23 protein-coding genes are annotated in these 24,522 nt (G+C 27.4%); 22 read left to right on the top strand and 1 reads right to left on the bottom strand.

What is annotated here, in order from left to right; genetic code table 4:
* The first annotated feature begins 9 nt into the window (after nucleotides 1-9).
* The 15 genes from SAPIS_RS03600 (at nucleotide 10) to SAPIS_RS03530 (ending at nucleotide 13,239) form a co-directional block, all read left to right on the top strand.
* Nucleotides 10-372: a hypothetical protein gene (locus tag SAPIS_RS03600; protein WP_023789746.1), complete on the top strand. Its 363-nt coding sequence runs from the start codon at nucleotides 10-12 to the stop codon at nucleotides 370-372.
* 25 nt (nucleotides 373-397) lie between these two features.
* Nucleotides 398-868: an rRNA maturation RNase YbeY gene (ybeY, locus tag SAPIS_RS03595; RefSeq protein ID WP_023789744.1), complete on the top strand. Its 471-nt coding sequence runs from the start codon at nucleotides 398-400 to the stop codon at nucleotides 866-868.
* Nucleotides 869-889: 21 nt separating this feature from the next.
* A complete protein-coding gene (locus SAPIS_RS03590) occupies nucleotides 890-1,294 on the top strand; it encodes a diacylglycerol kinase family protein (protein ID WP_023789742.1) in 405 nt (134 codons plus the stop codon).
* A gap of 12 nt (nucleotides 1,295-1,306) precedes the next feature.
* The gene (gene cdd / locus SAPIS_RS03585; RefSeq protein WP_023789740.1) at nucleotides 1,307-1,711 is read left to right on the top strand and encodes a cytidine deaminase; all 405 of its coding nucleotides are present in this window, start codon (nucleotides 1,307-1,309) and stop codon (nucleotides 1,709-1,711) included.
* 89 nt (nucleotides 1,712-1,800) lie between these two features.
* On the top strand, nucleotides 1,801-2,538 hold the full coding sequence (locus tag SAPIS_RS03580; RefSeq protein ID WP_023789738.1) for a hypothetical protein: 738 nt from the start codon (nucleotides 1,801-1,803) through the stop codon (nucleotides 2,536-2,538).
* 11 nt (nucleotides 2,539-2,549) lie between these two features.
* Complete coding sequence (locus SAPIS_RS03575) at nucleotides 2,550-3,263, top strand: hypothetical protein (RefSeq protein ID WP_023789736.1); 714 nt, start codon at nucleotides 2,550-2,552, stop codon at nucleotides 3,261-3,263.
* 125 nt (nucleotides 3,264-3,388) lie between these two features.
* Nucleotides 3,389-4,060, top strand: coding sequence for a hypothetical protein (locus SAPIS_RS03570; protein WP_023789734.1), 672 nt, complete (start codon nucleotides 3,389-3,391; stop codon nucleotides 4,058-4,060).
* A gap of 11 nt (nucleotides 4,061-4,071) precedes the next feature.
* Nucleotides 4,072-5,211: a hypothetical protein gene (locus tag SAPIS_RS03565; RefSeq protein ID WP_023789732.1), complete on the top strand. Its 1,140-nt coding sequence runs from the start codon at nucleotides 4,072-4,074 to the stop codon at nucleotides 5,209-5,211.
* Nucleotides 5,212-5,230: 19 nt separating this feature from the next.
* A complete protein-coding gene (gene era / locus SAPIS_RS03560; protein WP_023789730.1) occupies nucleotides 5,231-6,133 on the top strand; it encodes a GTPase Era in 903 nt (300 codons plus the stop codon).
* Between the two features lie 9 nt (nucleotides 6,134-6,142).
* Nucleotides 6,143-6,925, top strand: a complete 783-nt coding sequence (recO, locus tag SAPIS_RS03555; RefSeq protein WP_023789728.1) for a DNA repair protein RecO — start codon at nucleotides 6,143-6,145, stop codon at nucleotides 6,923-6,925.
* A 118-nt stretch (nucleotides 6,926-7,043) separates the two neighbouring features.
* Entirely contained in the window at nucleotides 7,044-8,411 is a 1,368-nt protein-coding gene (locus SAPIS_RS03550; protein ID WP_023789726.1) for a glycine--tRNA ligase, read from the top strand.
* A 14-nt stretch (nucleotides 8,412-8,425) separates the two neighbouring features.
* Nucleotides 8,426-10,348: a DNA primase gene (gene dnaG / locus SAPIS_RS03545; RefSeq protein WP_023789724.1), complete on the top strand. Its 1,923-nt coding sequence runs from the start codon at nucleotides 8,426-8,428 to the stop codon at nucleotides 10,346-10,348.
* Nucleotides 10,349-10,350: 2 nt separating this feature from the next.
* Nucleotides 10,351-11,754 (top strand): sigma-70 family RNA polymerase sigma factor, encoded by a 1,404-nt coding sequence (locus SAPIS_RS03540; RefSeq protein ID WP_023789722.1) that lies wholly within the window; start codon nucleotides 10,351-10,353, stop codon nucleotides 11,752-11,754.
* A 1-nt stretch (nucleotide 11,755) separates the two neighbouring features.
* Complete coding sequence (locus tag SAPIS_RS03535; protein WP_023789720.1) at nucleotides 11,756-12,445, top strand: tRNA (adenine(22)-N(1))-methyltransferase; 690 nt, start codon at nucleotides 11,756-11,758, stop codon at nucleotides 12,443-12,445.
* Complete coding sequence (locus SAPIS_RS03530; protein WP_023789718.1) at nucleotides 12,445-13,239, top strand: Nif3-like dinuclear metal center hexameric protein; 795 nt, start codon at nucleotides 12,445-12,447, stop codon at nucleotides 13,237-13,239. The genes SAPIS_RS03535 and SAPIS_RS03530 overlap by 1 nt, the downstream gene beginning before the upstream one ends.
* Nucleotides 13,240-13,316: 77 nt before the next feature.
* On the opposite strand, the gene ispH is transcribed toward SAPIS_RS03530, so the two are convergent.
* A complete protein-coding gene (gene ispH, locus SAPIS_RS03525) occupies nucleotides 13,317-14,186 on the bottom strand; it encodes a 4-hydroxy-3-methylbut-2-enyl diphosphate reductase (protein ID WP_023789716.1) in 870 nt (289 codons plus the stop codon).
* Nucleotides 14,187-14,297: 111 nt separating this feature from the next.
* Here ispH and SAPIS_RS03520 point away from each other — a divergent pair, with 111 nt between their 5' ends.
* The 7 genes from SAPIS_RS03520 to SAPIS_RS03490 all read left to right on the top strand — a co-directional run bounded on the left by SAPIS_RS03520 (nucleotide 14,298) and on the right by SAPIS_RS03490 (nucleotide 24,434).
* Entirely contained in the window at nucleotides 14,298-15,035 is a 738-nt protein-coding gene (locus tag SAPIS_RS03520) for a hypothetical protein (protein WP_023789714.1), read from the top strand.
* A gap of 81 nt (nucleotides 15,036-15,116) precedes the next feature.
* Nucleotides 15,117-17,465: a hypothetical protein gene (locus SAPIS_RS03515; RefSeq protein WP_023789712.1), complete on the top strand. Its 2,349-nt coding sequence runs from the start codon at nucleotides 15,117-15,119 to the stop codon at nucleotides 17,463-17,465.
* Between the two features lie 478 nt (nucleotides 17,466-17,943).
* Nucleotides 17,944-18,798 carry an HAD-IIB family hydrolase gene (locus SAPIS_RS03510; RefSeq protein WP_023789710.1) on the top strand — a complete coding sequence of 285 codons (855 nt, stop codon included), beginning with the start codon at nucleotides 17,944-17,946 and terminating at the stop codon, nucleotides 18,796-18,798.
* A gap of 5 nt (nucleotides 18,799-18,803) precedes the next feature.
* Nucleotides 18,804-19,904, top strand: a complete 1,101-nt coding sequence (locus SAPIS_RS03505; protein WP_041612724.1) for a nicotinate-nucleotide adenylyltransferase — start codon at nucleotides 18,804-18,806, stop codon at nucleotides 19,902-19,904.
* On the top strand, nucleotides 19,904-20,581 hold the full coding sequence (locus SAPIS_RS03500) for a 5'-methylthioadenosine/S-adenosylhomocysteine nucleosidase (protein WP_023789706.1): 678 nt from the start codon (nucleotides 19,904-19,906) through the stop codon (nucleotides 20,579-20,581). The genes SAPIS_RS03505 and SAPIS_RS03500 overlap by 1 nt, the downstream gene beginning before the upstream one ends.
* 92 nt (nucleotides 20,582-20,673) lie before the next feature.
* Nucleotides 20,674-21,408: a class I SAM-dependent methyltransferase gene (locus SAPIS_RS03495; protein WP_023789704.1), complete on the top strand. Its 735-nt coding sequence runs from the start codon at nucleotides 20,674-20,676 to the stop codon at nucleotides 21,406-21,408.
* A gap of 38 nt (nucleotides 21,409-21,446) precedes the next feature.
* A complete protein-coding gene (locus SAPIS_RS03490) occupies nucleotides 21,447-24,434 on the top strand; it encodes a DEAD/DEAH box helicase family protein (RefSeq protein WP_023789702.1) in 2,988 nt (995 codons plus the stop codon).
* Nucleotides 24,435-24,522 lie beyond the last annotated feature (88 nt).

Below are 24,522 nucleotides of genomic sequence, written 5' to 3'. Positions count from 1 at the left end.
AGGGTTTTAATGTATTTATATTTATCAATTGTAGTTACAATAAGTTTAATTGGAGTTTTATCTTTTATCAAAAAAAGCGATGTTTCTTTAGCTACTATTTATATCAAAGAATCAATGAAAGAAACAGGCGAAGTAGTCCAAGAACCATATATTTTAACAACAGAGAAGATTAATATTTCAAATATTAAATCGGTAAAAGTGGAATTTATGAATGGTTACCAGAACTTTGGTAATGAAGTTTTAAAGTATAAAGATGGGTTATTAACAATAAAAGAAGAGGTTGTAAGTAATATAAAAAAACTGAATGGTAAAATTTGGTTATACAAGGAAAAAATATCTTTGCTAAAATACCTATTAAATAGTTTCTTTTAATTGATATAATTTATTTGGTGACTTTATGGACGATTTAAATTTTATTTATGATGATAATAGCGAAGAATTAAAGAACTATGAATCTGTATTTTCTCAGTTAGTGAGAATCACAAAAGATGTTCTTAACATTAATAATAGTTTAAGTATGTCTATTAATTATATAAAAGATGAAAAATCACTTGAATTGAATAAGAAGTATCGTAACAAAGATTATATTGGAGATGTTATCTCTTTCCCGATTGATGATGATTATGGATTGTATGAACAATTAGATTTTAGGGAAATTGGTGATATTTTTATAACTTATCAAGAGGCCAAAAGAAAAGCTGACCAATACAATCATGACATTAAAACTGAAATGTGTTGATTATTTGTTCATGGATTGTTACATATCTTAGGCTATGATCACGAGTTGAGTGATAAAGATGAAGAAATTATGTTTGCGCTTACGGATAAAATATTAAATAAAATAAATGTCAAATATAAAATAGTATAATAAATTTCATAGGAGCTAATTATGTCGAATAAAATTAAGAAAAAATCCAAAGTTGGAATAAGAGTTAAAAACAAATTCGGAAATGCAGCAAGAGGGATTGCTACTGCATTTAAAGAAGAATCCACTTTAATTGTGTACTTATTCGCTATTTTGTTCTGTATAGGATTTGGAATTTGATTAAAATTAAGTTACATTCAGTGGTCTATAATCTTGATCACAATCGGTGTTTTAATTGGTTTCGAATTTGTTAACACTTCTATAGAAAATTTTGTAGATTTACTAAGCTTTGAATATAATATACAAGCAAAAAAAATAAAAGATATATGTGCCGCTGCTAGTATAATAAATGCATTTATTTCGGTTGTTGTAGGATTTTTGATTTATCTACCGATGTTAATTGAAAAAATATCAAGTATGATCAATTAAAAGGGGTAAGTTATGAGTTATACATTCGACAAAGTATATGAAGAATTAAAGGAACTAAGGGTCTTTTCGTATTCTCCATACTCAAATTTTAGGGTTTCTTGCATCATTTATTTAAAAAATGGCAAAAAAATAAAAGGGGTTAATGTTGAGAATGCTGCATATAACCCATCTATTTGTGCAGAAAGAACAGCAATTTCACAACTAGTTACACAGGGTTATAACAAAAATGATGTGGATTTTTTAGCATTATACACTGATTCTAAGGGTTTTGGTTCACCTTGCGGTACTTGTAGACAAACATTGATGGAGTTGCTTGAACCAGAACAAAAAATGTGGCTTTATAATGCTGATAATTTTTTAGGTGAATTTACATTGAGCTCGTTTCTGCCTTATTTTTTTTCAAAAAATAGCTTGTAAGTTAACATTTTAACTAAAAGTCCTATAAAATAAATTAATAATTAAATTAAAACTACACTTCAGTGTAGTTTTAATTTAACGGAGGAAAAATGGCGACTAAAACTTTAAATCTCTTTAAAAAACCTATTGTTTGAAATGAAATAGGTGCAAGAGCAATTAGCGGTTATGCTATGATTTTGGGAATACCTTGCTCATTTCAAGAAATTAACGATTTTATAATTAATAGAGAATTTTTAGACCCAAATGAAGATCATGGATTTGAAGATGAAATTGTTAATATGGCAAAGTCTTGGGAATCTTTAAAAGAATTAATACTGGAAACTAAATACAATATTGAAAGTAAAAATGTGGAATCAACAATTGAAATTAGTCAACTTTTAGACGTTTATACAAAACTAGATCCAAAAAAAACTTATAGAGATTATTTTTTAGGTGAATCAGATGAAAGCAAAGATTTCATCCAGGCTATCAATGATGTATTAAAACATTTATCAATTGAAGAAAGTCATGAATCTACTTTGGAATATATGGCAACCTTTTTTATCGAACAATGTATCAAAAAACCATTAGGTGAGTTTACAGACCCATTTATTTTTTCACTTATTGAAGGACTGTTGATATTTAAAGATGTATCACCGCTAGTCTTTATAGATGAAGACGAGTTTTTTAATGAAATATATAATCAACATACTAAAACAGTGGAGATTTGCTCAACTATACCGCAAAATCGATGAATTGAAAATACGATATTCAGACAATATGTTAATTTATGAATTAATAAGTCAGAATATTATTTAGAAATTAATAAAGAAAACTTTGATTTTTAGTGGAGGTCTTAATGAGTAAGAATATTTATGATATACCTTGAGATAAAATTGACAATAATATTTTATGCAATTTGTCCTATTTAGAGGGTAGAACTTTCTTGTGAGAAGAATTCGAAGACTTCATTTCTAATAATACTGACATACAAGATGATAAAGAAGATTTGTTTGAAGAAGAAATTTATAATTTATTAAATTCTTGAACACTTGTGAAAAAAATAATTATTTTTGAGATTGAAAACAAATTAGATTATAAGTATAGAAAAGTCAGATTGATTCATGATATGCGAAATGTTTACTCCAACATTGATCCTACAAAAAGAATGATTTATAGATTTAATATTCTTAAACCCTCTGGTTATAAATTTTTGAAGGACTTATTTAAGCTATTTAAAAAAGTAAGTAGTGGAGATAATTATTTTTCTACAATTCAAACATTACTATATTTTTATATTGATAATACAATGAATCACACATTTGGTAAGTATTCCAGAGAATTATTTTGTCTTCTTTTCGAAGCTTGCTTATTGATAAAATTCAAAACACCATTGATATTTAGTCAAGACGAAGTTAAGGCTTTATCCGATATATGTGAAATTGTCAGAAAAAAATGTTTGTGCATTGAAAAAAGACATTGAAGTAACCTGATAGAATTTAGACAACTATTGAATACATTAGTTTCAACCTACGAGCTCAATAAATTAAATTATGTTCTTGGTGAAAGTTAATTAACATAATCAATATTATTACTTTAAGATAACTAAATATCAAATAAGAATAAAATAACTAAGAATTTTCTTAGTTTTTTTTATATAATGAATAATATGTCACTCGTAAACAAGGAGAAATTATAATGTTTCAAGAAAACACAATAGTAACAGATATTTTGTCAATTATTGGCCTTGTTATAATAGTTTTATCACCATTTTATTTCTCGATGTTACATCGTAAAATACTAAATGGTCGTTTACACACGAAAGTTGATGGCGAAAAACTTTTTGAAAAGTTGAAATATGATTTAAAATTATTAAAAATAACAGGTGTAGATAAAAAAAGATTATACAGAGATGTTGATTATGCAAAAACTATATTCCGCGGTGCAATGGAATATAACTCAAGAGAATTAGTATTATATTTCAATGAGTTATTTGCAAAAAGGTTCATACACAAAACAATCAATAATAAGTCGTTAGTTCACTTTTTGATATGGATTGTAACTATCGGAATTATTATGGGTGGATCTCTATTTGATCTTTGATATTGATTAACTAATATGAAGTCTATGGATAAATCTTCTGGGATTGTTTCAATATGAGTTATGTTTTTTATAGCCTTTATTGGTACAGGTATTAATAAATTTTTAGAGTTTTTCAAAGTAAAAACTGTTGTTAATGATGAAGTACGAAGAATAAATTTAGCTAAAAAAGAAAAAGTATGAAAGGATTATGTGATTGTATTTTGGTGTTCAATCGGCACTGGTGTTTTTGGTTTTTTACTTATATTCATCAATATATTCATCACGTAGGAGGATAAAATATGGGACATATGAGTAAAAATATTGATGGTAAACTTGGTGAAGTTTTCACAAAGAGATTTTTAAAATCAAAATATGTAAATATGGTCTCAGAAGGAGATTATTTAGCTAGATTAAGTAGTTGTTGTAAGGCTACTTGAGCTATGATATTTCAATGTCTTTGAATTGCATTCTTTTTATATGCAAGATTTGTTGTTGGTAAGCAATATAATAATTCGCTTATAAGTAATGAGGCTATGTCTTGGCTATATAAAGAACAATTATCAGTCTTAAATAGTTATATATACATACAAATTTACCATATATTTATATTATCAACTGTTCTAATTGTCATGTTGAATATGACTATGGGTGTTGGTACAACCATTTACACCGTCTTTTTTAACCTACTATTTATTTCAGAAGCTTTATTGTATGGAAGTTTTATATTTATATTAGATTGAACAGGTTTACTTCACTCATTTAAAAATATTTCTTTTATTTGGGAAGTATTAAAAACTCAATGGTTATGATTGCTTTGCATTTTTATAGCAGTTTGATCATTTATTCCTATGTGTTCTATATTTAAGGATGTTAATATGCTTAATAGAGAATGAATTAGGGTAGATAGATATAGAAAAACAGAGGATAAAGAGAACGAATTTGTATTTAAAACATGAGTTACCCCAGGAGAAATCAAATCTAGAAAAGGGATGATTATTGCAGGGTGATTCGCTATCTTAACGGCCTCAATTTTCGAACTATGCGATGTGTTTATTGATACTAATTTTACTGTAATGAAATATATTATATTAATTTTCGGGTATGTAGTTTTTCTAGGTGCCTATGTAATACCCTATAGTAAAATAAGTTTAATTTTTTATTGAGTTAATCAAACATTTTTATTATGTTTATTTATTTATAGCTTATATTTGGTACAAAATAAAGCTTACATTAGTGGCTATAGATATTATTATGCATATCTTGCGATCTTTGTACCTTGGTTTTTAAGTTTTAAAGCATCGATTCGTTACACATGAACTATCAAAGATAGGGAAGAAATTAAAGCAATAGTTCTTAATAGTTTTGAAAGTCAAGATGAATTTGAGGAATTTTTAGAAGAAAGAAATAATACATTAAAAGAAGCTGCCACAACGATTTAGCTTCTAAGGAGAAAAAAACGTGGACAATATTAAATCAGGATTCATAGCAATCATAGGTAGACCAAATGTTGGAAAATCTACTTTACTTAATACTTTATTATCTAAAAAAATAGCCATTGTAACAAATAAGGCACAGACTACTAGAAATAGAATTAATGGAATTCTAACAAAAGAGGACTGCCAATATGTATTCGTTGATACACCAGGGGTTCATAAACCTCACAATGAGTTGGGTAAATATATGAATAAAGTAGCTTTGCAAACTACTAAAGGTGTAGACCTAATATTGTTTTTAGCACCTTCGGATGAATTTATCGGAGAAAATGATAGATTTGTACTAAACGCTCTTAAAGAAAGAGATCTACCAGTATTTTTGATTATAACTAAAGCAGATTTAGTTGATGAAAAAAGTATGGACATTAAAATCAAAGATTGAAAAAACCAAGGTTTTAACTTTGCTCAAATTATAAAAGTTTCTTCTACTATGAACTTCAATTTGGATGTTTTACTAGAAAAAATAAAAGAAGTTTTACCTGAAAATGGTGTTAAGTTTTACCCTGATGACCAATATACAGATCAACCCGAAAGATTCATGATACGTGAAATAATAAGAGAAGAAATATTGCTCCAAACTGAACAAGAAATTCCACATAGTGTTGCTATATTAATAGATAAGTTTGAAGAAAATAAAAATATTATCAAAGTCATTGCATCTATTATATGTGAACGCACTAGTCAAAAAGGAATTATTATTGGAAGCAAAGGATGCAAAATCAAGTCCATTGGTATTGAATCTAGAAAAAAATTAGAAGAACTTTTTACAAAGCAGTTTTATTTAGAGTTGTTTGTTAAAACTAAGGAAAAATGAAAACAATCTGCTTCCTTATTAAAACAACTTGGTTATGATAAGGATAGCTATTAAAAACTTCAAATGAGTGCTATTAAAATAGATGCTTTTGTAATAAGTAACGAAGATTATGAAGAATTTGATAAAATTTTGACGGTTTTTACAAGACAATATGGAAAACTTAATTTATATGCTCCTGGTGTTAATAAAAGCACCTCTAAAAACAGCTACTCTGTTCAAAATTTCTCGTATAGTCATTTTGAAATATTCAAATCCAAGAGAAGCGATAAGTATAGTAAATTAAAAACTGGATACTTAATAAAAGATTATTATGCTATAACAAAAAGTTTCACCAATTATGTCTATTGTTCAATAATTATGAAAGTTACAGAACAAATATTCGAATTTGGTCAAAAAAACTACAAATTTTTTGATGCATTAGTAATTTGTATGGAAAATATGGAGTCAAACAGAGATGCATTTAAAAACTACTTAATGTTATTGTTTTTTCTACTTCAAAATAGCAGGTATAAATTTCATATTTCAAAATGTAGTAGATGCAGAAAAACTAATAATCGCTTTGTTAGATTTGAACATTCTAATAAAACTTTAATTTGTTATAAATGTATTTGACCCGAAGAAGTTAAGCAACCTATATCTTTCATAGATTTAATAACAACTTTTGATAGTTTGTCATTTATTGAAATCATACAAAAGAAATATAACCCACATGATTTAATTGTTTTACACAATATATTATTGGATTATTTCGAGTATGATTTAGGATTTTATATACCACCTTCAAAATTATTGAAGAACACTTCCGCTACAAACTTAAACCAGAAGATCATCGATTTATATAAATAACACTTATAGTAGGTTGACAAAAACTTGGTATACATAGACAATCAATAGGGTACAAATAGTGTGTAAATCAACAAACGATATCAAGTTTGTTTTTTTATTTGTAAGGAGTTTAAAAGAAATGAAATTAGAAATTGATAAATTAATAGCACATCTAAAATCGCAAGGATTTGTGTTTCAAGGCTCAGAAATTTATGGAGGTTTAGCTAATTCATGGGATTATGGACCGTTAGGTGCAGAAATGAAAAATAAACTAAAAAAAATGTGATGAGATTTTTTTGTTAGAAGAAATCCTCATAATATTGGATTAGATTCTTCAATTATTCTTAATAGTAATGTTTGAAAAGCTAGTGGTCATTTAGGTAACTTTAATGATCCCTTACTTGATTGTAAAAACTGTAATTCTAGATGAAGAGCTGACAAACTTATTGAAGAAAAGTTTCCAGATATGAATGTTGGTGGTTGAAAAAACGAGGAGTTAGAAAACTATATACAAGAAAAGCAAATAGCTTGTCCAAAATGTGGTAAGTTAGATTTCACAAATATAAGACAGTTTACTTTAATGTTTAAAACTAATCAAGGTGTTGTTGAAGATGACTCTTCAATTGTTTATCTTAGACCAGAAACTGCACAAGGTATATTTACTCAGTACAAAAATTGTCAAAGGTCTTTAAGAATGAAATTACCATTTGGAATTGGACAAATCGGTAAATCTTTTAGAAATGAGATAACACCAGGTAACTTCATATTTAGAACTAGAGAATTTGAACAAATGGAATTAGAGTTTTTCTTTTCTCCTGATGATAGTTTTGATTGGTTTGATTATTGACAAAATAAAGTAGTTTATTTTTTGGAAAATAAAGTTCAGCTTAAAAAAGAGAATTTCATTTTAAGAGCACATAGTGAAGATGAACTTTCACATTACTCAAACAAAACTACTGATATTGAATTTAAATTTCCTTTCGGAGTTGGTGAATTATGAGGAATTGCTCATAGATCAGATTATGACCTTTCTCAACACCAAAAGTTTAGTGGGGAAGACTTGTCATATTTAGACCCTTTAACTAATAAAAAAATAATACCACACGTTATTGAGCCAAGTGTTGGTGTGGAAAGACTAATGCTGGCTATTTTATGTCAAAGTTACTATGAAGAATCTTTAGAGTCTGGAACAAGAGTTGTTTTAAAATTACCTTATGCATTAGCACCATACTCATTAGCTGTTATGCCTCTTCAAAAACAACAAAAAGAAGAAGCTTATAAATTATATGAAAATCTTTTATTGGATTTTGATGCAACATTTGATGAAACAGGTAATATAGGTAAGAGATATAGAAGACAAGATGCAATAGGTACTCCATTTTGTATAACTATCGATTTCGACACTGAAAATGATGGTTGTGTAACAGTACGAAATAGAGATACAATGGAACAAGAAAGAATTAATGTAAAAGATTTAAAATCATACTTATTGAATAAACTTTCTTAAGAGGAAAAAGATAAATGAAAATCTCACAACAACAGATTGACAACATTATACAATTAACAGATATCAGTGAAGTGATTGGTAAATACTTAGATTTACAAAAAAAAGGTAGAGATTACAGGGCTGTTTGTCCATTTCATGATGATTCATCTCCATCTTTAATGATATCTAAGGAGAAAAAAATCTTTAAATGTTTTGTTTGCGGGACAGGTGGCAATGCAATAACTTTCTTACAAGAATTTAATAATATAAGTTTTTATAAGGCATTATCTTTATTAGCAAAGGATTCAAACATAGTTATCGAGGGGTTAAATAATTTAGAAGATAAACCAAAAGTCTCTTCTTTCGAATCTAGATTATTCGATTTGAATAAAGAAGCCGCTAAATTTTTTAATGGATTATTACTTACTAGTGAAGCAAAAAAAGCTCGTAACTATCTTACAAATAGAAATATATCTTCACAAGAAATAGAAAAATTTAAGATTGGTTACTGCCCGGGTAATTCAAATTTGTATTCATTTCTTAAAGGAAAAGGTTTCACAAAAAAAGAAATAGAAATATCAGGACTTATTTATACTCAAGGAGTTAATCAAGTACCGTTTTTTAAAGATAGAATAATTTTCCCTATTACAGATATAGATTCTAATATTATAGGTTTTTCTGGAAGAGTAGTAGATCCAAACGATACACCTAAATATAAAAACAGTAGTGAAAACAATGTATTTAAAAAATCTCAGTTAGCTTATAATTTAGAAAATGCAAAAAAAGAGATCAGAATCAAAAACGAGATTTTAATTTTGGAAGGTTTTATGGATGTTATAAGTTTAGAAAGAATTAATATAAAAAACTCTATTGCAATCATGGGAACAACTTTCTCAAACTTTCATCTAGATTTGATAACAAAAGTTACTAAAAACATAAAACTCTTTTTAGATGGTGACAAACCAGGAGTTATGGCCGCGCTAAAAATTGCAAAGTTTCTTATGTCAAAGAGGTTAAATGTAACAATAATTCAAAATGATACATCTAAGGACCCTGATGAATTAGTTACAGCAGGTGAAGTAAATTTAATTAATCAAATGATAGCTAATTCAAAACATCCAGTAGACTTTGCAATTGACTATTTTGTTAAAGAAACTGATTTGAATGACACATTACAAGTCGATAATTTTATTAAAAACGTTATTGATGTTTTACAATATGAAAAAAACGAAATTATTTCAGCTAAGAACATCAATAAAATTTCTGAGTTAACAAATATAGATAAATCTCTTATAGAGAAAACTTTAGCAAAGACAACTCCAAATATATTTGTTAAGGAAGAGAAACCAAAAACGGAATTTATTCCTCCATATATTATTGGTAATGAAACACAAGATAATGGATTTTTTATACCAAATTATGACTTACAAGAAAAAACACTAAACTTAGTTACTAAAAAAAGTTTTGATAATAACTTAAATAAACGGGATTTTAATAGGATTAAATCTGCAAAAAATAAAGCTGAATCAGCAATAATTTTAGAACTTTTAAGAAGTGATGAAAATGCTAAGGTTATTGAAAAAAAATTAAATTTATTTGAATCCAGTTCATTACGAACGATAGCTAAGTTTATAATAGAACAATACCGAGAAAATAAATACAATGGTAATGATTTTGAAATAATTGCTAACGCGGCTTCACAAATAAGCCGTAAATTTCAAGAAATTCTATATAATATAAATAACTTGAACTTTGCTTGAGTTCAGAATAGGTTATCGGAAAAAGCAATAGAAGATATTTTTGATACAATCGAGATTTATCGTTTAAAATTAGAAGAAGAAAATTATATCAATAAATTAAAATCAACTAACAATTATCAATTAAAGAAAGACCTTATGTTGCAAATTGACAATATTAGAAAACAAATACAGGTTGTAGAAAAAAAGAGAGGAAATTAACAATGGCATTAAATTTAAAGAAATTTGAAACAATGGAGGAATTTAAGGAGTATCTTTTTAGTTATTTAGAAAAAAATGATAATGAAATTGCTCAAGAAGAAATACAAGAAGTCATCTTTAAAAAGTTCAAAGATGTAGATGACGATGAAATTGGAGAATTGTTTCAAGAACTAGCTTCTAGAAATGTAGTTTTTACCGATGAATTGATAGAAGAAGAGGATTTAGAAAAATTAACCTCAAACCTTGATGAAGAAGATGGTGAATCAGCTTCTGATTTAGCTGAAGGTTTTGCAAAAAGAAAAAAACAACAAAAAGATATTAAAAGTGCAAACCAAAACAGCGGTCCTGTAAAATATAGGGTTGGTGGTATCAGTAATGAAACAAAAATACAAGATATCATAAAGTCATACTTTAATCAAATCGGTTCATCTAAGATTTTGACAAAAGATGAAGAAGTTATATATGCGAAAATGTTAGAAGATGATGATCCAGAAATCAGAAAAGAAGGTAGAGACAAACTTATAACTTCTAACCTTAAGCTTGTAATTTCTGTAGCTCGTAAACACTTGAATAGAGGTTTAGATTTTGCCGACCTTATTGAAGAAGGTAATATTGGTTTGATGAAAGCTGTTGATAAATTTGACTATACAAAGGGTTTCAAATTTTCTACTTATGCAACTTGATGAATTCGTCAAGCTATAACTAGAGCAATCGCTGACCAAGCTAGAACAATACGTATACCAGTTCACATGGTTGAAACTATAAATAAATTAACAAGAATCGAAAGACAATTAACTCAAGAGTTAGGACGCGAACCAACATCTAAGGAAATAGCAAAAAACTTTGGTAAAGGAATAACACCTCAAAAAGTTGTTGAAATCAAAAAGTTATCAATAGAGCCAGTTAGTTTAGAAAAACCATTCGGTGATGAAGATGATACTCATTTTGGTGACTTCGTTGAAGACAAAGACATTTCTTCTCCTGACGATTATGCAGAAAAAGAAGCGCTAAGAGAAGTTATTGATGATGTATTTGCAGAACTGCTTGCACCTAGGGAAGAAAAAGTTATAAGAATGAGATTTGGAATTCTTCCAACTAAACTTAGAACTTTAGTTAGATTGGCAGAGGAGTGCGAAGATGACTCTTACGAACAACTAAAAGAAACTATCAGTGATCTAGATATACACTATGATACTTCGATTGAAAAAATACAAAGATATAGACATCCGATGATTCAATTGCATTTATCTAAGTATGACTCACCAAAAACTTTAGAAGAAGTAGGTAAGGAACTTAAAGTAACAAGAGAGAGAATACGTCAAATTGAAGCTAAAACTATTAGAAAGTTTAAGCCTTCTGCTTCAAATCCAAAAGCAAAGGTATTAAGAGATTTCTTTAAAGGTTAATATGAATTTTTTACGACCCAGGTTATTAACTATAGCAAGCTTGGTTTCTGATGGAGAAGTTGTAGCCGATATAGGTACTGATCACGCTTACTTATCTATTTATTTAGCAAAAGCAAATAAGGCCAAAAAAATATATGCTACTGATATTGCAAAAAAACCACTAGAAGTAGCTAAAAATAATATTGATAGTTTTAATGTTTCAGACAAAGTTGAAACATTATTAGAAAACGGAATTTCTTGAACAAAATCAAGAAATATAAAAATCTCTTCTTGTATTATTGCTGGGGTAGGTTCTTCAACTATTTTAGATATACTAAAAAATGATAATGACAACATCGATTGTTACATTATTTCTTCTAATACCAATCTAGATCCGATAAGAGAATGAGTTAAGAAGAATAAATATTATGTAGAAAAAGAAGTAATAGTTTTGGATAATGATATTATTTATGAACTAATGAAAGTAAATAAATACGCTGGTCAAAAAATAAGAACAAAACAAGATTTAGTTTTTGGTCCAATTTTAAAAAAAGATAAACAAAATAAACTTTTTTTAGAGCGTTGAATGAAAGAAGAACAAAAACTACATTTACTTCTTACTAAAATTCCAGAGCATACAAAGAAACATAAACAATATAAAAAAAGAGAGCGTTTCATAAAAAAAATGCTAAAGAAGGAGATTAATAAATAATGCCAAAAATTAAAGTCAATAATCTAATAAAATATCTTAATGACATTTTTCCACAAGTAACTGCTGCTGAATGAGACAAGGTCGGTTTTCAAATTGAAGAAGTTTACAATCTACCAAGTCAAGATGAAATAGATACAGTTGTAGTTTGTTTAGATGTTACTAAAGAAGTTATTGAGAAAGCTATTGAACTTAAATCTAATTTTATAATATCTCGACATCCATTTTTATTTAACTCACTTGAAGAAGAAATGAAAAATTCAGCTAAACGTAGAATGCGCAATCTACTTATAGAACACGAAATTCAAGTATTTTCTATTCATACAAACTACGACTGTAGTGTTAGTCAAAATATAATTGAATTATTGTCTACCCAGTTTAATATCAAAAAAGTCGAAAAAGTTGGAGAAACTAATGAAGGTTATAAAATAAATTTATTAAATGACGTAACTCTAAAAGAGTTAGTTGATAAAATGAAATTTATATTCGGCCGCAAACAAGCAAATCTAACAAAAAATATAGACTTAGAAAAGTTTGTTAAAAAGTTTTATTTAACTACTGGTTCGGGAGCATCAACCATGAGTTATTTGGAACTTGAGAACGAAGTATTTATAACTGGTGAAGCAAAATGAGATCAATGGTTATATGCAGATCAAAATAATATTGATTTAATAACTGTTGGTCATTACATGGAAAATCATTTTATTGACGATATTAAGAACAAGTTACTTAAAACATTTAATGATGACTTAAAAATATGCGCATTTGATATTAAAAATACATTCATAATTTATTAAAAAAAACCTAAAATAAAAATTGGTAACCAGAAGAATTTCCTTTTAGTACCAATTAATATTTATAGGTTTTTTTATTTCTAAAGCTCTTCTAAAAATTTTATAACTTGATTTTGGATTATACTAGATGTAGATGCACCAGCTGTGACTGCTACTGTTTTAATATTTTTTAAGTCATCTAAATCTATATTATTTTTTGTGTCTATTCGTAAAGTTTTTAATCCTTTACTCAAACCCAACTCAACAAGTTTAAGAGTATTGTTACTTCTTTCATCTCCAACAACATATAAAAGATCAACCAAATTAGAATCTAAATCTAAAACAGCTTGTTGTCTAACTAATGTTGCCTCGCATATATCATTTTTATAAAGACATTTATCATACTTACTTTTAATTTCTTTATAGATTTCCTCTGTATCTATTATTGACAAAGTGGTTTGATTTGTAACAAATATATTTTCATTTTCTATGTTGAGATTTTTAACTTCTTCAACGGTTGTGACTAAGTGAATTTTTTCTTTATTTATGGTTGTTAAAGCAATTGTTTCAGGGTGATTATGTTTACCAATAAAGATTACATCGTAACCTTTACCTAAATATTCATTAATTAAAATTTCGGTTTCTAGAACTCATTCACATTTAGTATCTATCGTGATTAATCCTAAATCTTCTGCTAATTTTATAACCTTTGCATTTGTACCATGAGCTGAAAATACAACCACACTACCTGATGGTATATTTCTTATTATTTCTTCTCTAGGAATTTTTCAGTCATCGATTGCTATGATACCTAATTCGCTAAGTTCATTAACTATTATTTTATTATGAACTAACAAACCTATCATATATACTTTTTTATCTGGGTACATTTTTAACGCATCTTTTGCCATTTTGATAGATTTAACTACTCCTAAACAAAAACCTCTTGGGGTTACTTTAATTACGTTCATTTGTATACCTCGCTAAAATTATTTTATAAGAAATATGTAGATATTTTAGTGTTTATTTTATTAAATGTAAAAAAATCCTTTAAAATATACTTATATTGATTGGAGAAAGTTATGAAGAAAATAATAGATTTTAATACAAGATTAAAACCTTACAAGAGTCTTTATAAAATATTTTGGTTATCATTCACACTTGTTGTCTTATTTCTATTTCAATTAATAATGCTTTCACTCACTATTGTTGTTCCTCATATAAACTCTGGTTTTTTTTATTGATCTCGTGGTGTTCATTCTTTGTTGTTGGATTCTCGTTCAGAACCACATTCTAGTCAAGGATTTATTTTTGCTGCAACTGTTTTGGGTTTATTTCCTTCGATTGCTATAATACCTTTTCTATATTTTATTTCTGCAAACTGATATATTAATGAGAAGTTAAGCGAAAAGTTTATTAACACCCCGAAAGTTAAATATATGAAATGGAGTAAGTTCATTCATTTCGCTATAATAGGAAGCGTTTTTATATTAATTCCAGGATTGATCTCACTAATGAATGGGGGAGGGTTATTACCTCACCATACCTATAAAGCAATAAGTGGTGCATTTAGTGATGAATTTAAAATAAGAACTGCTGGAATTGCTGCATTTTTATATTATGGTGTTGGTTGTTTATTTACTTCAATAGTGGTTTTTTGAGCATTAGGGATGATTTTAAAATGAATACAAATAAAAATCAGTGCAATATTAGGGAAATGGTTTGAAAAATATCGTGAATGAAAAAGTAAAAAAAGAGACCTGAAAATAAACAAAATAGAAGCTAGAATACAAAATAAAAATAAAAAAAAGAATAACTAGTCTTAATAAATAACACCAATATTAATCTAAAATTAAACATTTAAGATATAATATTGTTAATAAAAAGGAGTTGTTGAATATATGAATAAACTGATGATGTTACTAGGTTCAATTTCTATATCTAGCGCTTCTCTTTTAACTGTAGTATCTTGTGGAAGAACAGGCAGAATGAATGTTATTACAAGTGAACAAGAAAAAATCACTTCATTAACTAGTTTGAAAAAAAGTTCATTAACCGAAAATAATGTAAAATTAGGTGGAAATATCTCAACTGAAGAAATATGAAAATTAGTTGAAGCTCTTAAATTAACTGAAGTAATAAAAAATAATCCCACAGCAACAGCGATGATCGAAAGTCTTCGCTCTTTTGTTATGTCTAATATGTTATTGTCAGAAATTTCAGCAAAAGTACCGGGATTAGGTTGAATTGTTCAAAAATTACAGTGACAAAATTTAAATTGAGGTTTTAATCAACTTTACGATGTAGATAACGAAAAAAATGCATTTGCAAAAAATGCAAGTGGATGAATGGAAAATAATGACCAATGAAGTATATCTGTAACATTTTTGAATGAAGACTTAACAGGTTGAGTAGGAATAAATAATCCTGTATATGCTCGTATAAACATCAACCAAAAAGTAGGAGTTAATGATGACGGAACAGTAGATCTCAAAAATTCTAATCCTGATGCAGTTTGACCAGACGAAAATAACAAAATTGATGGATCTAGTGCATTTTTACCAATTGCATCATCTACAAGTGATCAAACAAAAAAACGTGGTTTTATATATCAAGGATTTGTTAACTCATCTGAACTTATAAATTTGACAGACATTTATGATCCGAATAGAACTACACTCCCTAGTGGTTCGCTGATTTATACTCCATCTGCAACTGATTTTGTAAACAACTCTATTTTACAAGGTGATATCGTTAATGAATCGCTTAAAAATGCTAAAGAGGAGATAAAAGAAGCAATCGAAAAATACTTATTAGATAACCCAATATTTATAAGCGATAATATGAATTCAGATCACATTCAAATAAGAATAAAAAATCAAATTTATGCTGTCTTATTTAAAGAACTTTTATTAAGAAGGAAACGAGACTTTAAGGAAGAACAGTTGGTATATTCTAACTCATTAATTACAATGTATTGAAACTCGATAATAACAAAGGCAAAAAGAGTGCGTGATTCAGAATATATCAATTCTGATGACTATAATACTATTAATAATATAATCGAGGACTTCATCAGTAAAAAAGATAAAGATTTATCTACTGACTTTTCTAAGGATGGTGGTCTTTCTGAATCTGAAGCAAAGACTGTATATGAAAATCTACTTAAAATTATCAAATTTAGTAAAAATGACAATGATGTTTCTAAGACAGAAGTTGATTTTGCTGAAAAAAATATAACAACAGAAATGTATAAAAGAAACTATGATTTCTCAAGTAATTCATTCAATAATGGTAATGATATTCCGCTACTTAAACCAGAAAATTACGAAGATTTTGGTTTAAATGGTAGTTATCAATTTAAAGTAATATATTACAATAAACCAATTGTAGAAAGTGATCGACCAGACTTCACTTATTTGTCAGACGAAAATAAAACTCCATTTAAAGATGAATTTATTTCTGATCTTGGGTTTAAAAATGTATTTACTAAACCAAGATTTGAAACATTACTAAAAACGTTTAATAAAAAAAGCAACATGAATAATCAAACATTAATAGACGATTATGAAGATAGTGAAGCGACTGTTATTGAACCATTTAATCTAAGCGAAGTTGATGATAATAATGTAAAAAATCCATCATGGTTTAAAGATGCAGGTTACTTAAAACAATGGTTAGGTGATAATGCTGATGATTCTGATTGAAGAATTAGGAATCTTTTGGGTGTTATAAATAAAACATCAAAAGAAAGATTAATACAGATTTTCGATACAAGTTCGAAAACACATGAGAATATTACCGATTATAATTTATCAGCTAGTAATCTTGTTTTTGGTGAATTAACCAACCATTCAAATCCGTCAAGTTTTATAAATGGAAAATCTAATGATGATGAAGCATTTGCAGAACTTATCTCTAATAAGAGTGGAAATGAATTACCATTCCACATTGTAGACGTTGATAAAAACGGTAACTCTGATTCAAGAGATTTTATACATGAGGCTGGACTAGAGAATTTAAAACCATTTGATCTTAGACTTATGGTTGGTACATTGGATACCTATGGTAAAAAAGTCGATACATTAGATTATTCACAATGATGGTATAATGACTTATACGATTTATCATCTACAAAACTTGAAGTATGACTTAATATCTATAAATCTAAATCAATATATCAAGCGTTTGTTAATTATTGAAATGATAATGTTAAAAACAATGAAAACAACCCTGATAATAATATTTAGAAACAAAAAAAGACGTTCGAAGCGTCTTTTTTTTATTATGTAAAATGTAGTACATACATTTATATATAGTTGATTTGTTAATAATTAAAAAATATGAATGAGTAATGAATAAGACTTATAATAACTCGTAAACTTATGGAAAGCGATTATAAGTCAAGTCGAAAGAAAGGATGTTATAAATAAAACTATCAACAACCTTATAATGAGGCTCGAAAGTGATGCGAAAGAGCTTGTCATTAACAGTTGTTTATCCATAAGTTGTCTAAATTGACAAAATAAGAATAACAAATATTTTAATGAGTTGCAATAATTTTTCACTTTTTTTTAAAAAGTTATTGATTTTTCTATACCATAAAACAAATGAAATTTATTTTCAATGCAAAAACTTAAAATATTTTTTTAATATAGTATAAGGACAAACTTTATTTAATGCTAAAATAAGTTTAGAAATCAAAAAATTACAGGAGAGATATTTATTATGGCGATGCCTTTTATAGCTTGTGACCTAGACGGTACAATTGTTAGAAATGAAGATTTCAAGATCTTAGAATCTACAATAAATGATATATTAAATTATCAGCAAAATAGCGGTTCTAGGTTCTTTATTGTAACTGGAAGATCGTTTGAAACAACTAAAATGTATGCTAAAGAATTAGAGGTCAAGTTACCAGTAATTGGTTGCAATGGTGCAGTAATAACAGACCCCATAACTGGCAATGTTATATTTGAAGATGTAATAAATACCGAGATAAGTGTTAAATTAATAGATTTCTCTATTGAAAATCAACTTGACTTAGCGTTCTATACTTCATCTGCTATGATTGCCTTGACATTCTCTGAAAGAGCTAATTATTTTAAAAAAGCTTATGCAGATATCGACAATGATATGAAGCCAAAAATTGTTTTTATTGATAGTCTTGAAGACATGAAAGAAGCAGTCATGAAAAATATCCATAAACCTGTTAAATTTTTGTTCTCGTTTCCTCAGGAAGGAAATGGAAAAATAGTGGAAAATACTAAGAATCTATTATCAAACCTTGGTTTAAATCACCCCATAACTTTAATGAATAATAGAATACTTATTGATGCGATGAATTCAAATATCAATAAGGCAACTGGTTTAAAGAAATGAGCAGATTTAGTTGGGGTTGATGTTGAGCTGATCCATACAATTGGAGATAATAACAACGATATTGAAATGACAAAGCAATCCAAGTTTGGATGCGCTGTCGACAATGCTGTCCCTGCACTTAAAAATACAGCTAAAACTATCTTAAAATCTATTGAAGATAATGGGGTTGGATTGTATCTTTCAACTTTATTAGAAGATTAATGAGAATGAAAAAAATAGCTTTATTCGGTGGAAGTTTTGACCCAGTTCATACTGATCATGTCAATATTGTAAAAACTTGTCACTCGTATTTAGGATTTGATGAAGTTTGAATTATACCTGCATATGTAAACCCTTTTAAGGTTTTGTCTAGTTCAAGTGTAAAACAAAGACTTGAGATGCTTAAATTAGCTACCAAGAGTCTTGACTTTGTACAAATTAAAACTTTTGAAATTAGAAAATCTACAAAAAGTTATACATATGATACGGTACGTTATTACAAAAAGGAGTTTCCTGATTATAAATTTTCATTTATAATGGGTTCTGACCAATTGGATAATTTTGAAAAATGAGATCATTTTGAAAAATTGATTAAAGAGATAGATTTTAAAGTTTTTTTAAGAAATAAAACTTTTAACAAAGATGTTATCAAAAAATATAATATTGAAACTTTCGAATTTGAAAATAATTTTCTTAGTTCCACAAAAATTAGAAATTTAGAAGATTTACATTTACAAATTAAAGAAGTGAATGATTATGTCAATTCAAAATTAATGTATTTGTATGAAAGACTTGAATCTAAAGTTGATGAAGAAAGATATTTTCACTCATTAAATGTTGGAAGAGAAGCTTTAATGTTAGCTAACCTGAACAACTATGATTTGAACAAGGCTTTGATTGCGGGTACACTTCATGATATTGCAAAACAATGAAGTGATGAAGCAATGATAAATGCATTAACTTCTTTTGATAAGACTTTGCTGAACGAACCTAAACCTGTATGACACTCATTTGCTGGTGCAATCCATATTAAAAACGATTGACTTATGGATGACGAAGATATATTTAGTGCAATATTTAAACATACGGTTGGTGATAAAAAAATGTCAACCTTAGATATGATAGTATTTTGTGCTGATAAAATCTCTTCGGAAAGAAAATATAAGGACGTCGATAAATACCGTGCATTAGTTTATTCTGACTTGAAAACGGGATTTATAGAGTTGTTGAAAAATCAATTTGAAGTCGCTGTTTCAAAGCATGGGATGGATTCCATCGGGACTAGGTTAAAAGAAGCTTATTCATATTGAGTAAAAGGTGTTAAATAATGAATGTTTGTATAATTTTTGCAATGAAAGAAGAAGCACAATCGTTATTAAACGATTGTGCAGCAAAACAAATATCAAGTTGGCCCTTTAAAGTCTTTCAAAAGGATAATATTTTGATTGCAATTAGTGGTATTGGTTTAGTAAATGCCTCTAGTTGTCTAACATTTTTAGAAACTAATTATAAAATAAATTTTTACATCAATTGTGGGCTTGTTGGATCTGTTAACGATGAATATAAGTCATTAGAATGTCTAGTTATCAAGAAAACTTACTTTAGCACTGCCAATGCTACTGGGTTTGGATATAATTACGGTCAAATTCCTCAAATGCCAAAATTCTTTTCCTCAGATTTAAATCTGATAGACCAATTTCTTAAAACAAATAAAGATATAAAAATATGTAATATTGCATCTAGTGACATATTCATTAACAGCCTTGAAAAAAAAGAATTATTTATAGTTCCTATAAAAGACCAAATTGATGTTGTAGATATGGAGTACGCTGCTCTTTGCCAGGCCGCCTACTTGTTTAAAAAACCCATTTTTTCGTTTAAAATAGTTAGTGATAAATTCACTAACAAAACAAATGAACAGCAGTTCAAAGAAATTCTTGATATTGCCAGTCAAGAAATAAGTTCTAGAATGATTGTTTATTTGAAAGATATAAATTTAATCTAAACTTACCGTACGGTAAGTTTTTTTTATCATCAATCTATTTGAAATATTTATAAAATTTGTTTATTGTATAATTATTAAATTGGAGATAAATAATGGAAAATAAATATTCTAAATACAGTTGTATTCTTTATAATGAAACTAAACCACCTGGAACTAGTGTTGATGGTGATTTGGAGTTCTATAAAAATTTATTGTTGCCAGTAGAAGGTTATATATTAGAAGCGGGTGTTGGCAATGGAAGACTTTTAATACCGTTATTAAGATACAAACTCAATGTTATTGGAGTAGATAAGTCTTTGGAAATGATTGAAATCTGTAAACAAAATATGAATATGGCGGGTTTAAATGCTAGTATTATTCATACAACCCTTGAAAATTATGTCGAGAACAATTTTTTTGAATTTATTATTATGCCAAATGCTAGTTTTTGTTTGTTAGAAAATAGAGAAAAGGCAAATATAGTTTTGAAAAACTTTTACAATAGCCTTAAATCGGGTGGTACTTTGGCAATAGATTTAATTCTCCCAATAGACTTTAAAGCAGGTACTAAACATTCGATGGAACATAAATTGAATAATGATCATGTGGTTGTAGAGAATTACTCTAAAGAGATCAATTGATATGAACAGTATACAATCAACGAAATTAAATACTATGTTGACCAAAATCTTCGTGAAACACAATTAATGAAATTACGATGATATGGTGTTAAAGAATTTGAAGAAATGCTAAGTAATATAGGCTTTACAGATATTGAGGTAATCAAAAATTATAATAATAAAAGAATTCTCAATCTCAAAACAATCACAATCATAGGTAAAAAATAAGTAAAAATTCTGTTAAACTGAAAATGAGGTTAACCAAAATGAGTAATTTTAACAATGGAATTTATGAACTTTTATTAACAAGATTAGAAGCAGATGCTTTTAAGGAAGACGAACTTGATATATTAGAGGATGTCGATGATGAATGATTAATTAATCAGTTCTCACGTTTTCTTAAAGAAAAATTAAAACAATTCCAGGAGAAAGCAGATAAAATAAATTATTTGAATAATTTTTTAAAAAATGATAAATTGTCTGAATTAGTTGCTAACAGAAAGAATCTTGAAAAAAAATTTTATATTAATAATTTAAGTCAAAATAAAATAATAACGAGAAATCTTGATAAAGAAATGCATCAAGAGTTTTTTTCTTGCGATAGAATTAAAATTATTTGTCCTTTCCTAACAAAATGAAGTGTAAAAGAACTAAGAGAAATAATTAAAGAAACTGATGAAAGCGTTATGATAAAAATTATTACAACTACTTACAATGGAGAATCTAATTTTTTGGATATTGAAGGCTTGCAAAAATTAGTAGAAGATTATCCTAGTCGTATTAGAGTGAAAATAGAAAATCTTTTTAGCGAAAATGTAAATAGATTACACATCAAGTCTTATTTATTTGAAAGAGATAGTGGATTTTCTTCTCTTTACATTGGAAGTAGCAACTTTACCAAAACAGGTTTTGTAACAGGTAAAGAATATAGTGTTAAGATTAGTGAATTTAGAGAAAAAGAAATTATTAAACAAGCAATAAATGACTTCGACAACTTATTTGAAGATAATTTATTTATTGATATTTTAGAGAAAGAAAAAATAGCTACCATAAAAAACTTAATGTACGATAATTTACCTATTGAATATTTAGATAGAGTAAACAAATTTCATAAAAATTATGAACCATATGATTATCAAAAAGAAATTTGCTCTAATTTTGAGGAAAGGCTATCAGCAGGTATAAAAAAACATTTATTAATCATGGCAACAGGAACGGGTAAAACAGCAACCTTAGCTTTTATTTATGGAATTTTGCAAAAGTGATTCAATAACAATGAACCGTCCTTATTATATATAGCACCATCAACAGAAATATTGAAACAAGCAAAAAAAACCTTCCGTAATATATTAAAAATAGACGACTTTGGTGTTGATTTATACGATGGCATTAATCCTAATTTGAATATTAAGAAAGAAAAAGTAATATTTACTACTAACTATACAGGTAATAATAAAATAGAACAATTTAAAGATACTTATTTCGATGTCGTTATATTTGACGAAGCTCATCACTTAGAGGCAACAACTTTCTTAAATATCTACAATGCTGTAGTAAAAAATGATAATCTTGTCTTTGGTCTTACAGCAACACCTGAAAGAACTGATGGTATAAATGTATTGAAATACTTCGGGGATGAACCCTTGGTAGATATCAGATTATATGATTCATTAGAAAAAGATTTTCTTTGTGATGTAGATTATTATTTCATCAAAGATAATTCTATTGATCTTAGTGGATTTGATATTTTAAAACGTGAAGGTGAATACTTAAAAACCTTAAGTTCTAATAAAAGAAATGATTTTATTTACAAAACAATCATGGAGCATCTTGGTCAAAATAATTCTCATATTAGAGCCATAATGTTTTGTGAAAGTGTTGAGCATGCGGAAACTTTAGACATATATTTGAAAGAACATGGAGAAAAAAGTGCGCTACTGGTTTCTGAAAGTAAGAAAATGAAAAAACCTCCAAAAGAAGTTATATCCGATTTTAGAGAAGGAAGAGTAAATTATTTGTGTGTTAGAGATATGTTAAACGAAGGTTTTGATGTTCCAGAAGTGAATTGTGTATTTTTTCTAAGACCAACAACATCAAAAATTTTATACTTACAACAACTAGGTAGGGGTTTGAGGAAACATTTGGATAAAAAACTTAGAGTTTATGACTTTGTTAATAATATTGATATGAAGGTAAACAAGAGATTTAACCCATTGATTCCTATACAAGTACTTACTAAAAATTTAAACTTACAAGAAATTGTTAAGAAATTTAATTATATAGATACTTACTTACCAGGAAACACAAGAATTATAATGGACGAATATATTAAGCAAGACTTGATCTCAAAGTTAAAAACATTTGAGTCCAATAATCTATATCATGAGATTATGGAAAGTTATGTTACTGGAATTTTCGAAGACTACGAGTCGTTCTTTAATGATTATGGTATCAATATAATAAGCTTTTACAAAATGAGATCTTTCTTTAAAGAAAATCGTAACCGTCTAACAATATTTAAAAAGTTCTCTTATATAAATTTAAGAGAAGTCTTGGAAGGTTTTTATTACATTCTTGAAAATAAAAAGTTTGTTTCAAATAGTAGAATAAACTTTCTATTTTTAAACAGTTATTTTTATAGCATAAACAAATCTAATCCTCTTTATGACGATGTTCAAAAAGCTTTAGAAAGTATTTTTGAAGATGATAATAAGGCTTTTATAAAAGAGCTTACATATTTAATAAAATATAAGCTAAAAAATGATAAAAGTTTATTAAACAACATTGTCGATGAAAGTATTGAATCATTCAAAAATATATATTTAAATGTTAATCAAGCAAAAGCATTGCTAGGAAAAATGGTTAATATGCAATCTTTTACATCTGATACACAAAATAAAGGTATTGTAAGATGTCTTAACAACGAGTTGCTAATTGATTGTAGTTCTGAGACAGCGTTAACTAAAGATGGTCATAGAAATAGCTACGACTATAAAAATAAATTTTTATATTGGGAGTCACCAAACGGTTGAACCACAAATGAAAATATGAAACAAAAAAATCAGTTAGAGATGGAAGATACAAAAAATTTCAAAACCTTTGTTATATATCAATCAAAAGATTTGGCAGAATTAAAAGAAGACTTAAAGCAATTAGTAGGTATAGTTGATAAAGTCCATAACAGTAAGCAAGTACAAATATTAAAAGATGGAAAACTAATAAATAAAGTTCAATATACTTTGGAAATTAAATAAAAAAAGCAATTTCAATTGCTAACCTCTTGCAAAAAAAAAAAAAAAAAACTATAATTACTCTCATAAGAGATCGCAGTCTCTTTCTAGA

Origin of the sequence: Spiroplasma apis B31 (genome assembly GCF_000500935.1) — a bacterium.
Taxonomy (GTDB): domain Bacteria; phylum Bacillota_I; class Bacilli_A; order Mycoplasmatales; family Mycoplasmataceae; genus Spiroplasma_A; species Spiroplasma_A apis.
Note: the sequence above shows the minus strand (reverse complement) of the source record. Positions and strands in the feature narration are given on the sequence as shown.